At 62.8% G+C, this 11207-nt stretch carries 14 protein-coding genes; 9 read left to right on the top strand and 5 right to left on the bottom strand.

Annotated features, from left to right (window positions below; all coding sequences use genetic code 11):
• Positions 1 to 7 precede the first annotated feature (7 nt).
• Together DDE20_RS07935 and DDE20_RS07930 are read right to left on the bottom strand one after the other, a co-directional pair.
• Positions 8 to 700 carry a nitroreductase family protein gene (locus DDE20_RS07935; protein WP_116557956.1) on the bottom strand — a complete coding sequence of 231 codons (693 nt, stop codon included), beginning with the start codon at positions 698 to 700 and terminating at the stop codon, positions 8 to 10.
• Between the two features lie 51 nt (positions 701 to 751).
• The gene (locus DDE20_RS07930) at positions 752 to 1747 is read right to left on the bottom strand and encodes a TAXI family TRAP transporter solute-binding subunit (protein ID WP_116557955.1); all 996 of its coding nucleotides are present in this window, start codon (positions 1745 to 1747) and stop codon (positions 752 to 754) included.
• Between the two features lie 249 nt (positions 1748 to 1996).
• Between DDE20_RS07930 and dinB the strand changes: the two genes are divergently transcribed.
• A complete protein-coding gene (gene dinB, locus DDE20_RS07925) occupies positions 1997 to 3124 on the top strand; it encodes a DNA polymerase IV (protein ID WP_240607916.1) in 1128 nt (375 codons plus the stop codon).
• Here the strand turns inward: dinB and DDE20_RS07920 are convergent.
• Positions 3062 to 3772, bottom strand: coding sequence for a sugar transferase (locus DDE20_RS07920; protein ID WP_338066510.1), 711 nt, complete (start codon positions 3770 to 3772; stop codon positions 3062 to 3064). The genes dinB and DDE20_RS07920 overlap by 63 nt on opposite strands.
• A gap of 206 nt (positions 3773 to 3978) precedes the next feature.
• Between DDE20_RS07920 and paaG the strand changes: the two genes are divergently transcribed.
• From paaG to DDE20_RS07900, 4 genes are all read left to right on the top strand, one after another.
• Complete coding sequence (paaG, locus tag DDE20_RS07915) at positions 3979 to 4773, top strand: 2-(1,2-epoxy-1,2-dihydrophenyl)acetyl-CoA isomerase PaaG (protein ID WP_116557952.1); 795 nt, start codon at positions 3979 to 3981, stop codon at positions 4771 to 4773.
• Entirely contained in the window at positions 4770 to 5207 is a 438-nt protein-coding gene (gene paaI / locus DDE20_RS07910) for a hydroxyphenylacetyl-CoA thioesterase PaaI (RefSeq protein WP_116557951.1), read from the top strand. The genes paaG and paaI overlap by 4 nt, the downstream gene beginning before the upstream one ends.
• Before the next feature lie 3 nt (positions 5208 to 5210).
• Entirely contained in the window at positions 5211 to 6521 is a 1311-nt protein-coding gene (paaK, locus tag DDE20_RS07905) for a phenylacetate--CoA ligase PaaK (protein WP_116557950.1), read from the top strand.
• Between the two features lie 88 nt (positions 6522 to 6609).
• Positions 6610 to 7209 (top strand): TetR-type transcription factor C-terminal domain-containing protein, encoded by a 600-nt coding sequence (locus DDE20_RS07900; protein WP_116557949.1) that lies wholly within the window; start codon positions 6610 to 6612, stop codon positions 7207 to 7209.
• 141 nt (positions 7210 to 7350) lie between these two features.
• Here the strand turns inward: DDE20_RS07900 and hisA are convergent, their stop codons facing one another.
• Positions 7351 to 8073, bottom strand: a complete 723-nt coding sequence (gene hisA / locus DDE20_RS07895; protein ID WP_116557948.1) for a 1-(5-phosphoribosyl)-5-[(5-phosphoribosylamino)methylideneamino]imidazole-4-carboxamide isomerase — start codon at positions 8071 to 8073, stop codon at positions 7351 to 7353.
• Positions 8074 to 8203: 130 nt separating this feature from the next.
• Here hisA and DDE20_RS18990 point away from each other — a divergent pair, with 130 nt between their 5' ends.
• Genes DDE20_RS18990 through DDE20_RS07880 form a run of 3 tightly spaced genes read left to right on the top strand, consistent with a single transcriptional unit; the run spans position 8204 to position 9215 of the window.
• Positions 8204 to 8362 (top strand): hypothetical protein, encoded by a 159-nt coding sequence (locus DDE20_RS18990; protein ID WP_165814458.1) that lies wholly within the window; start codon positions 8204 to 8206, stop codon positions 8360 to 8362.
• 2 nt (positions 8363 to 8364) lie between these two features.
• Positions 8365 to 8682, top strand: a complete 318-nt coding sequence (locus DDE20_RS07885; RefSeq protein WP_116558340.1) for an arsenate reductase family protein — start codon at positions 8365 to 8367, stop codon at positions 8680 to 8682.
• On the top strand, positions 8679 to 9215 hold the full coding sequence (locus DDE20_RS07880) for an AAA family ATPase (protein ID WP_116557946.1): 537 nt from the start codon (positions 8679 to 8681) through the stop codon (positions 9213 to 9215). The genes DDE20_RS07885 and DDE20_RS07880 overlap by 4 nt, the downstream gene beginning before the upstream one ends.
• A gap of 69 nt (positions 9216 to 9284) precedes the next feature.
• Here DDE20_RS07880 and DDE20_RS07875 read toward each other — a convergent pair whose 3' ends face one another.
• Positions 9285 to 9491 (bottom strand): cold-shock protein, encoded by a 207-nt coding sequence (locus DDE20_RS07875; RefSeq protein ID WP_116557945.1) that lies wholly within the window; start codon positions 9489 to 9491, stop codon positions 9285 to 9287.
• A 317-nt stretch (positions 9492 to 9808) separates the two neighbouring features.
• Here DDE20_RS07875 and DDE20_RS07870 point away from each other — a divergent pair, with 317 nt between their 5' ends.
• The gene (locus tag DDE20_RS07870; RefSeq protein WP_116557944.1) at positions 9809 to 11185 is read left to right on the top strand and encodes a DEAD/DEAH box helicase; all 1377 of its coding nucleotides are present in this window, start codon (positions 9809 to 9811) and stop codon (positions 11183 to 11185) included.
• Positions 11186 to 11207: the final 22 nt, after the last annotated feature.

Below are 11207 nucleotides of genomic sequence, written 5' to 3'. Positions count from 1 at the left end.
ATGGTGTTTAATCCCTGATGCTGAGAATCTGGTCCAGGGGTTTCTTGATCTTGGCCACGCGTGGAATGGTCGCATCCTCGGCAGGATGGCCGACCGCAAGGATCATCACCGGCTTTTCCGAAGCCGGGCGGTCCAGCGCCGCGTTGAGGAATTTCATCGGATTGGGCGTATGGGTCAACACCGAGAGACCGGCGTTATGCAGCGCCCAGATCAGAAAGCCGGTGGCGATGCCAACGCTTTCGGGCACGTAGTAATTCTTGAACCGCGTGCCGTCATCGAATTCGCCCCAGCGCTGGGCAAAGACCACGATCAGCCATGGCGCGATATCGAGATGCGGTTTGTCTTCATTGGTGCCGATCGGCTCCAGCGCCTTGAGCCATTCATCACCCGCGCCGCCCTCGTAGAACTTGCGTTCCTCTTCCTCGGAGGCGAGGCGGATCTGGTGCTTGAGCGCAGGGTTCGAGATTGCCACGAAATGCCACGGCTGGTGATTCGCCCCCGAAGGCGCGGTGCCTGCCGCCAGCACGCAGGTTTCGATAATCTCGCGCGGGACCGGCGTGTCGGCAAAGTCGCGCACCGAATGGCGGGTGCGCAGGCTGGCCAGAGCCGCCTGTGCCGCGGCCAATGCCTCGGCGTCACTCAGATTGGCGCGGTCGGGGAGTTCGAGCGCCTCGAAGGCAATATGGGAGCGGGAAAACATACAGAGCCTTGTTGAAAAGGGCGGGCCGCCAAGGGCCCGCCCGATCCATGATTACATATCGCCGTGGATCATGTCAGCGGGAATTTCCGCGCCGGCATGTTCGGTGAACCACTGGGCCGCGCCCGGGTGCCACATCATCACGCCGTTCTTGTCCCAATTGTCCGGCGTGGTCGATTGCGCCGCGCGGTGGATGCTGACCATACGGTCGTTGTCCGACATCACGGTGTCGACCACTGCATAGACAAAGCTGGCGGGCAGGTCGCAATTGGCAATCGCGAAGTTCCACATCGACACCGAGCGCGCATCGGCTTCGAGCGTGCTATAGGTATTGGCGGGGATGTTGAACTCGGAGACCGGGAAGGCCGCCATGATCTGCGCCTGCTCTTCTGCGGTGAACTCGATGATATTCACATCGGTTTGCACCTCAAGCTGCGAGACCGCCGGAATCGGGATGCCCGCGGCAAAGGCGATCAGGTCCAGCAGACCATCCTGCAACTGGCCGCCAAGGTCGGTCCAGCCGCCGTTGCGACGCTCGAAGTTGACGCCCAGCTCTTCCATCATGCGCGGAAAATAGGTGTCCGAGGTCGAGCCCGCCGGGCCAAAGCCGATGCGCGCGCCGTCCGGGATATCCGCGACCGAAGCGATCCCCGAAGAGGAAAGCGCGGTGACGCTGAACGGGGTTTGATACATCGGGAACATCGCGCAGGCGTTGGTCATCTGCAGACCCGGTGCGATCGGGTTGGTGCCGGCCAGCGATTCCGCCGCAGGACCCATGGTGGTCATGCCGAACTGGGCTTCGCCGGTGTGCACCAGCGCCATGTTCTGCATGGGGCCGCCGGTGACTTCGCCGCCGCCGGTCAGGCCGAGTTCATCGGCCACAAGGTTGGCCCAGCCCGAGCCATAGGCGAAATAGGTGCCGCCCTGCGATGCGGTGCCGACGGTGAAGCTTTCGGGCCAGCCGGTGCGGTCCTCATGGCCGTCGGCAAAGGCGACGCCAGCGGTCAGCGCGGTGGTCAGCGCAAAAGCAGTGAGTTTGGTCATGGTCATAGGGGTCAATCCTCCAGTTGATCATTTTTTGTTATGGCAGCCGAATCAGGGCTGACGCCCCTATTCGCGGCCCGGGTGGGCCTTGCTTCCAGCAGTTGACCCAATCCCGCGCCATTGTGCAAGCGTGACGCCAATGGAGGGGCAGCGCGGGGATGTATTGGCGGTGTATTGAGGGTGCGGGGGCTGTGCGCGGGGTAATGTTCTGCTATTGTCCCAAATATTCCCTATTGTTTGGACCCGTCGCACCCCGTGAGCAAAGCCGCGCCCCCAGCCAATCCCCGATCTGATCCCGCATCCGATCCTGCAGCCATCCGCAAGATCATCCATGTCGATATGGATGCCTTCTATGCCTCGGTCGAACAGCGCGACAATCCCGAGTTGCGCGGCAAGCCGGTGGCGGTGGGCGGGGCCGGTCCGCGCGGTGTGGTGGCGGCGGCCAGCTATGAGGCGCGCGAATTCGGCGTGCGCTCGGCGATGCCCTCGGTGACCGCGCGGCGCAAATGCGAGGCGCTGATTTTCGTGCCGCCAAGGTTCGATGTCTACCGTGAGGTCTCGGGGCAAATCCGTGCGATTTTCGCCGAACATACCGATCTGATCGAGCCTCTGTCGCTGGATGAGGCCTATCTTGACGTGACGGTGAACCACCAGAATATCCCCGCCGCCACTGAATTGGCGCAACAGGTGCGCGCGCGGATCAAGGAGGTCACCGGCCTCAATGCCTCGGCGGGGATTTCCTATTGCAAGTTTCTGGCGAAACTGGCGTCGGATCTGAACAAGCCCAACGGGCAGGCGGTGATCCGCCCCGAGCAGGGCGCCGAGTTCGTCGCCGCGTTGCCGGTGGGCAAGTTCCATGGTGTCGGCCCCGCGACGGCGGCGAAAATGCAGCGGCTGGGCATCCATACCGGCGCCGATCTGCGGGCACTGCCACTGGCCTTCCTTCAAGAGCATTTCGGCAAATCCGGCGGCTGGTATCACCGGATTTCGCGCGGCATCGACACGCGGCCCGTGCAGCCACACCGGCAGCGCAAGTCGATTGGCTCGGAGGATACCTTTCTCAATGATATCAATGAACTTGAGCCCGCACGTCTGGAGGTGGTGAAACTGGCGGAGCGGGTTTGGGGGCATTTGCAGGCGAAAAAGATGAACGCCCGCAGTCTGACCCTCAAGGTCAAATACGCCGATTTCCAGCAGATCACCCGCAGCCGCACCCTCTCGGTGCCCTTTGCTGATCTCGCCGAGATCGAGGAGCTGGCTTTTGCCCTTTTTGAGCCATTATTTCCCACCGCCAAGGGCATCAGGCTGATCGGCGTCACCCTATCGACGCTGGGCGATCCCGAAAGCGCGCCGGAAGCCTCGACGCAATTGACGCTGTGGTGATGCGCGGCGTTTGGGAAACAAGGTGCGGCGCACGATCCCCAGATCAAGCCAGAGGCTGCGGTTGCGCTGATAAATCAGGTCGATATGCGCTTTGCGCGGCACGCATGCACGGCAGTAAAGCGCCTCGGTCTCCTCGGCGGTGCTGACACGGGCCAGCAGCATTTCCTCATGGCGCCCATAGGCCACGGTGGCAAGGCCGGTCAGACCGGGGCGGGTTTGCAGCACTTGGGCGTAGATCTCGGGATATTTCTCGACATAGCGGCGATCTGGCGGGCGCGGGCCAACCACCGAGATATCGCCGCGCCAGAGGTTCCAAAGCTGCGGCAGTTCATCCAGACGCCGCCGTCGTAACCAGCCGCCAAAACGGGTGATCCGGTGTTGTTTATCGGTGCCCGACACGCCCCAGTCATCGGGGTCAGGGCGCATGCTGCGGAATTTCCACAGGGTGAAGCTGTTGCGCGGGGTCCTCATCCGTTCTGCGCCATAAAACACCGGGCGCCCCTCGGTAATCAGCATCACCAGCGCAAAGACCCCGATCAATGGCACCACAAAAGGGGTGATCATCGCCGCGGTCCAAAGATCAAAAGCGCGCTTCCATAGGGGCAATGGAGGCGCGCGCAGCTGGAGGATCTGAGCAGGGGTTCGCACCCGTCCTGCAACCGGGAGGCTCGCGATGTGAGAACTGGCATCTGGCGGTGTCATCAGGATCGCTCGCCTCAAGGGTCAGCACGCTCAGGTTGCCATTCATAATGATTGCAACCTATACGTGTGGCAAGGGTCTTGTGCCAATATTCGTTGACTGACCGGTCAGCCTATGGAATCGTGAAATCCGTATTCTCCAGCCGGTGGACCCGATGAGCGATTCTGACAGCATATTGCTAACTTTGTCTGAAGGCGTGTTGGAGATCACCTTGAACCGGCCCGAGCGGTTGAATGCGTTCAATGACGAGATGCATCTGGCCCTGCGCGCCGCGTTTCAGCGCGCCCATGACGAGGCCGAGGTTCGCTGCGTGCTGCTCACCGGTGCCGGTCGCGGGTTTTGCGCGGGGCAGGATCTGGGCGACCGCGATCCGCGCAAAATGGACGGCCCGCCGGATCTGGGCCACACGCTCGAGACGTTTTATAACCCGACCCTGCGGTTGATCCGCGCGCTGGAAAAGCCGGTGATCGCGGCGGTCAACGGGGTGGCAGCGGGGGCCGGGGCGAATATCGCGCTGGCTTGTGACATTGTGTTTGCGGCGAAATCCGCGCGGTTTATTCAGGCATTCTCGAAGATCGGCCTGTCACCTGACGCGGGCGGCTCTTGGTCGCTCTCGCGCCTATTGGGCGAGGCGCGCGCCAAGGGGCTGGCGCTGACCGCCGAACCTTTGGGCGCGGAACAGGCCGAGGCATGGGGGCTGATCTGGAAGGCGGTCGAGGACGCGGAGCTGATGGCCGTGGCGCGGGCGCAGGCGGCGACATTCGCCAGCGGCCCGACGCGGGGGCTGGGATTGACCAAAATGTCGATCCAGGCGGCGGCGACCAACAGTTTTGACGCGCAACTGGATGTCGAGCGCGACAACCAGAGGATTGCCGGACGCTCTGAGGATTACGCCGAAGGGGTGATCGCCTTCTTTGACAAGCGCACGCCGGAGTTCAAAGGCAAATGACCCCGCAAGAGCTTGCCAATGCCAGCAGCCAAGCGATGTGGGACGGCGACAGCGCAAGCCAGCACCTGGGCATGAGCCTCTCGGATGTGGCGCCGGGGCGCGCGGTGATGACCATGCAGGTGCGCCCCGAGATGACCAACGGCCACAAGACCTGCCACGGCGGCTATATTTTCACCCTTGCCGATAGCGCTTTTGCCTTTGCCTGCAACACCTACAACCAGCGCACCGTGGCGCAGATGGCCAGTGTCAGTTTCCTCGCGCCTGCCTTTGCCGGTGACATATTGACCGCCAGCGCGCGCGAGCAATGGCGAAAGGGGCGCGGCGGGATTTATGATGTGCGGGTTGCCAACCAGAACGGCGAGATCATCGCCGAATTCCGTGGCCATTCGCGCACCGTCAAAGGCACCCATCTGCCCCCAGCCCAATCGGAGTGACTCATGGACGATCTTTCCCCACGGCCCGGTGATCTTGATCCGATTGAAACCGCCTCGCGCGACGAGATTGCGGCGCTGCAATTCCACCGGATGAAACGCTCATTGCGCCATGCCTATGCGAATTCGCCGTTCTACAAGCAGCGCTTTGACGAGCACGGGGTGACGCCGGATGATCTGATGACGCTGGCGGATCTGGCGAAGTTTCCCTTCACCACCAAGGCCGACCTGCGCGACACCTATCCGTTTGGCATGTTTGCCGTGCCGCAGCGCGATCTGGTGCGGGTGCATGGCTCGTCAGGGACCACCGGTAAGCCGACCGTGGTCGGCTATACGAAGCATGATATTGATGTCTGGGCCGATGTCATGGCGCGCTCGATCCGCGCCTCGGGTGGGCGGCCCGGCGATATGCTGCACAACGCCTATGGCTACGGGCTGTTCACCGGCGGGCTGGGCGCGCATTACGGGGCCGAGCGGCTGGGTTGCACGGTGGTGCCGATCTCGGGCGGGATGACCGAACGGCAGGTGACGCTGATTGATGATTTCAAACCGCGGATCATCATGGTGACACCAAGCTATATGCTCTCGGTTCTCGATGAGTATAACCGCCGCGGGCTTGATCCGCGGGCCAGTTCGCTGAAAGTGGGGATTTTCGGCGCCGAACCTTGGACCAATGCGATGCGCCGCGAGATCGAAGAGGCGTTTGATATGCACGCGGTGGATATCTATGGGCTGTCCGAGATCATGGGGCCGGGCGTGGCCAATGAATGCGTCGAAACCAAAGACGGGCTGCATATCTGGGAGGATCACTTCTATCCCGAGATCATCGACCCCGAAACCGGCGCGGTGTTGCCTGACGGCGAATTGGGCGAGCTGGTGTTTACCACGCTGACCAAAGAGGGGCTGCCGATGGTGCGCTACCGCACCCGCGACCTGACGCGCCTGCTGCCCGGCACCGCGCGCAGCATGCGGCGGATGGAGAAGATCACCGGCCGCTCGGATGATATGATCATCCTGCGCGGGGTGAATGTGTTTCCGACCCAGATCGAGGAGCAGATCCTCAAATGCGCCGGTCTCGCGCCGCATTTCCAGATCGAACTGCTGAACACCGGCCGGATGGACAGTATGTGCGTGCATGTCGAAGCCACGATGGCCGCCGCCGAGAGCGCTGCGCGTGAGGCCTCGGCAAAAGAACTGGCGCATCACATCAAATCGGTGGTCGGGGTCTCGACCAAGATCACCGTGCATGACCCCGGCGGCGCCGCGCGCTCGGAGGGTAAGGCCAAGCGAGTGGTGGACAACCGCACAAAGCTTTAACCCACTTTATGCCCTAAATATCCTGGGGGTGAGCAGCTTGGCTGCGAGGGGGCAAGGCCCCCTGCCTCATGAGACCGGAGATCCTGCTATGGCCCGCACCCGCGCCGCTGATTTCGAAGACAAACAGCGCGCCATCTTGCAAAACGCCGCGCGTGTTCTGGCTGAACAGGGGATGGACAAAGCCTCGATGGCGCAGATCGCGGCGCAGGCGGGCGTGTCAAAAGCGCTGCTTTATCACTATTACGCCAGCAAGGACGCGCTGATTTTCGATATTATCCGCAGTCATCTGGAGGATCTGGTGATGGCGGTAGAGGGGGCGGATGATCCGGCGCTTGAGCCTCGCGCCCGGCTGCGCGTATTGGTCGGCGCGGTGCTGGAGAATTACCGTGGTGCGGATGACACCCATAAGGTGCAATTGAACGGCACCGCCACCCTGCCCGAGGCTCTGCGCGCCGAACTTCTGGCGATTGAACGGCGCATTGTGCGCTGTTTTAGCCGTATCATTCCCTTGCTGCGCCCGGATCTGGAACCGCGTCTGGTGATGCCGGTCACCATGTCCATATTCGGGATGATGAACTGGGTCTATATGTGGTTCAAAGACGGCGGGCCGGTCACCCGTGAAGACTATGCGGAACTGGCAACGACGCTGGTATTGGATGGTTTGGGCGGGGTGTCGTCGGCGTCATGAGGCCCTGACGGGGTGTTGCTGGGGCGGGCCTCGGGGGCATCGAACCCCCTCGTCCAGTGCGGGTTGCCACCCTGCACCCGCCCAAAGGGGCGCACGCGCCCCCTTGGAACCCCCGTGGATATTTTTGGACAGATGATTGGGTCAGGCTTTGAGGGTTTTGAGCGCCTCGGCCAGATCGAGCTTGCCGTCATAGAGCGCACGGCCCGAAATCGCACCATTCAGGGGCGCGCCGCAATCGCGCAGGGCGATCAGATCCTCAAGCGAAGATACCCCGCCCGAGGCGATCACCGGAATGCTGGTAGCGCGGGCCAGTGCGGCGGTGGTTTCGACATTCGGGCCCTGCATGGCGCCGTCGCGGTCGATATCGGTGTAGATGATTGCGGCGACACCGGCGTCCTCGAAGGCTTTGGCGAGATCGGTCATTTCAACCTCGGTGTCCTCGGCCCAACCTTTGGTCGCCACGCGGCCATTGCGCGCGTCGATGCCGACCGCGACTTGGCCGGGGAAAGCGCGGGCGGCGTCTTTGACCAGCTGCGGGTTTTCCACCGCAACGGTGCCAAGGATCACCCGGCGCAGGCCCTTGTCGAGCCAGGCCTCGATCGTCGCCATATCGCGGATGCCGCCACCCAATTGGCAGGGGATACTGACCGCAGCGAGGATCGCCTCGACCGCCGCGGCATTGACCGGCGCGCCGGCAAAAGCGCCGTTCAGATCAACCAGATGCAGCCATTCGGCACCTTGATCGGCAAAGGCGCTTGCCTGTGCAGCGGGGTTGTCACTGAACACCGTGGCCTGTTCCATCTCGCCTTTGTAGAGGCGGACGCAATTGCCGTCCTTGAGGTCGATGGCGGGATAGAGGATCATAGCGGGCTCCTGTCTGGTTGCGCGCGGTTTAGCCTGCGGGCTGCGGGGATGCAAATGCGCGATTGCGCGATTGCGCGCGGCGGGCGCGGGGAGGCGGGGTGTGAGGATCAGGCGGATCATCGGGCCTTGCGTGGCCGTTGCGTTGCTTGCGGTGGTGCTGTGGGGCGATGTGATTGCCGGTGTTCTGGCAGGTTACCGCGGCTGGGTCGCGCTGGCGGTCTGGGGATTGATTTTGGTGGCTGCGCTGGCGGTCATCGCAGTGTGGATAGAGGAGCAAAAGAAGAGATGACGATCGAGATTTGGGGGCTGCGCAATTGCGACACCTGCCGCAAGGCGTTGAAGGCTTTGCCGGGGGCGGTGCTGCGGGATGTGCGCCAAGAGCCGTTGAACGCGGCCGAGATTGGCGGGTTGCTGGCGGCGTTTCCCGAAAAGGCGCTGAATAAGGCGTCGGCGACATGGCGCGGGTTGTCCGAAGAGGAGCGCGCGCGGGCGCCCGGGGATCTGTTGGTCGCGTATCCGGCATTGATGAAACGGCCGGTGATCCATGCGGGTGGCGAGATGCATCTGGGCTGGACGCCTGCGGTGCGCGCGGCGCTGGGGGTGGAGTGACAGGGACACGCCTGACGATCATTTCGGGCTGTTCGGGCGGCGGGAAATCGACCCTGTTGCTTGCGCTGGCAGCGCGCGGCTATGCCACCGTTGAGGAACCCGGGCGGCGGATTGTTGCGGAGGAACTGGCCGGCGAGGGGCGTGCTTTGCCTTGGGTTAATCCGCAGGGATTTGCGCGGCGGGCGTTTGATCTGGCGCTGGCTGATCTTACTGCGGTGGAAGACGCCAATGAATGGGTGTTCTTTGATCGCGGTCTGGGCGATGCGATGGCCGCCTTGCAGCATTGCGGGGCGGAGGTGCCGGATGGCGCCGAAGCGCTGGCCATATTTGATCCGCTGGTGTTCATGGCCCCGCCTTGGCCGGAGATCTATCAGCAGGATGCGGCGCGGCGGCACGGGTTTGCGGCGGCGGTTGCGGAATACGAGCGGCTCTGCACATTTTATCCGGCGCAGGGGTTCACTGTGATCACATTGCCCAAAGCGCCAGTGGCAGAGCGAGTCGAAGCGATCTTGGCGCAGAACGCCGCAGATTAAAAAACCCCACCGGCGGTCCGGCGGGGTTCAAATCTGTCAGATGCACCGCAGGGCGCGATCAGCCTGTGATCACAGCAGTTTCAGCTCGCTGGCCGAGGCGCGGCCATCGCGGCCCGACTGCAGGTCGAATTCAATCTTCTGGTTGTCCTGCAGGCCGGTCAGACCCGCACGCTCGACCGCGGAAATGTGGACGAACACGTCCTTGCCACCGCCATCGGGTGCGATGAAGCCGTAGCCTTTGGTGGAGTTGAACCATTTTACGGTGCCGGTGGCCATATCCGTATCCTCTTCTCTAATTACCCTCTGGCGAGATTGCCGTTGGGGCCGTGCAGCCAAATCTAGGTCGTGCGGGCTGCCTTAAAGAGGCGGGCGGACGCAGAATAGTCGGTTGTCACAAGGGAATACTGCCATGATTCGGAAAAATATCAAGCAAAAGCTGCCAATCAACGCAACGTAACCGCGCGGAGGCTTGACTTCCCCCGAAATTGCGCGCATTGGCGTCAACTTGGTCCGCTGTGCGATTTTGCCCGGGCCCTGACATGGACCGCCAATTCCGAGCCGTACATGTCTCACTGTCTCCCGAAAGGACATGTATGACCGATTTTTCGATGCTTGGATTGATTCCAAGCCTTCCCCGCGCGCTCGAACGCATGGGGCTCACCGCACCGACACCGATTCAGGCGCGCTCGATTCCCGCCGTGATGGAAGGCCGCGACCTGCTTGGACTGGCGCAGACCGGCACCGGCAAGACCCTCGCCTTTGGCCTGCCGATTGTGCATGCGCTGGATGACGCGGGCAAACCCGATCCGAAAACCGCCCGCGCGTTGATCCTTGCGCCGACCCGTGAACTGGTGAACCAGATCGCGGATTCGCTGACCACCTTGACCAACGGCTTGCAAACCAGCGTTGTGAAAGTGGTGGGCGGTGCCTCGCTGAACCGGCAGTCCGACCGGCTGGCACGCGGCTGCGATATTCTGGTGGCGACGCCGGGGCGGCTGATTGACTTGCTTGAGCGCCGCGCGGTGACCTTGAACCAAGTGCGGATGCTGGTGCTTGACGAGGCCGACCAGATGCTCGACCTCGGCTTCGTGCACGCGCTGCGCAAAATCTCGCGCTACCTGCCCGAAGAGCGGCAAACGCTGCTGTTCTCGGCAACGATGTCGTCGCAGATGAACGAGATCGCCGAAACCTTCCTGAACCACCCGGTCAAGGTGCAGGTCTCGCCCTCGGGCAAGGCCGCCGATAAGGTCGAGCAAGCGGTGCATTATGTGGCGCAGGGCGATAAGCCCAAGCTCTTGGAAAGCTATCTGCGCGAGCATCCCGAGGAATTGGCGCTGGTATTCTCGCGCACCAAACACGGGGCCGAGAAGCTTTCGCGTCTGCTGGCCTCCTGGGGCTTTGAAGTGGCTTCGATCCACGGCAACAAGAGCCAAGGCCAGCGTGAGCGCGCGTTGGCGGCCTTCCGCAGTGGCGAGACCAAGGTTCTGGTGGCCACCGATGTGGCGGCGCGGGGGCTGGATATTCCGCTGGTGCGCCATGTCTATAACCTTGATCTGCCGAATGTGCCGGAAAACTACATCCACCGGATCGGCCGCACGGCGCGTGCGGGTCGTGACGGGCGCGCGGTGGCGTTTTGCGCCCCTGCCGAGGTTGGTGATCTGCGTGCCATTGAGACCTTGTTGCGCCAGAAGATCGAAGTGATCGGTGGCGAGGAATGGCCGCGCGCGATGGCCGAAGAGGCCCGTGCCGAGGCTCGCAAACAAACCGGTGGGCGCGGACGTCCGGCGTCGCGCAAAGGCGCGGTGACGGCGAAATCGGGCAAGCCCGGCGGTGGCGGCAAAGCCAAGAAAGCGGGGCTGCATCCGGCCTATGCCGAGGAATTCGGCGGCAACAAGCAGCGCCGCCGTGGCCCCGGTGGCGGGGCGGGTGGCCAGCGGCGCAAAGCCGGTGGTGGCCGTCGCGACGGGTGACACCTGCGTAAGGTGAGTATTT

Source organism: Pararhodobacter oceanensis, assembly GCF_003076755.1.
Taxonomy (GTDB): domain Bacteria; phylum Pseudomonadota; class Alphaproteobacteria; order Rhodobacterales; family Rhodobacteraceae; genus Pararhodobacter; species Pararhodobacter oceanensis.
Note: the sequence above shows the minus strand (reverse complement) of the source record. Positions and strands in the feature narration are given on the sequence as shown.

What these genes read in the sequence shown, in the direction of transcription:
- hisA (WP_116557948.1), bottom strand. Translation starts at nt 8,073, where the DNA reads ATGATCCTCTATCCCGCCATCGACCTCAAGGACGGCAATTGCGTCCGC.
- paaI (WP_116557951.1), top strand. Translation starts at nt 4,770, where the DNA reads ATGACCCCGCAAGAGCTTGCCAATGCCAGCAGCCAAGCGATGTGGGAC.
- DDE20_RS07900 (WP_116557949.1), top strand. Translation starts at nt 6,610, where the DNA reads ATGGCCCGCACCCGCGCCGCTGATTTCGAAGACAAACAGCGCGCCATC.
- paaK (WP_116557950.1), top strand. Translation starts at nt 5,211, where the DNA reads ATGGACGATCTTTCCCCACGGCCCGGTGATCTTGATCCGATTGAAACC.
- DDE20_RS07930 (WP_116557955.1), bottom strand. Translation starts at nt 1,747, where the DNA reads ATGACCATGACCAAACTCACTGCTTTTGCGCTGACCACCGCGCTGACC.
- paaG (WP_116557952.1), top strand. Translation starts at nt 3,979, where the DNA reads ATGAGCGATTCTGACAGCATATTGCTAACTTTGTCTGAAGGCGTGTTG.
- DDE20_RS07935 (WP_116557956.1), bottom strand. Translation starts at nt 700, where the DNA reads ATGTTTTCCCGCTCCCATATTGCCTTCGAGGCGCTCGAACTCCCCGAC.
- DDE20_RS07875 (WP_116557945.1), bottom strand. Translation starts at nt 9,491, where the DNA reads ATGGCCACCGGCACCGTAAAATGGTTCAACTCCACCAAAGGCTACGGC.
- DDE20_RS07870 (WP_116557944.1), top strand. Translation starts at nt 9,809, where the DNA reads ATGACCGATTTTTCGATGCTTGGATTGATTCCAAGCCTTCCCCGCGCG.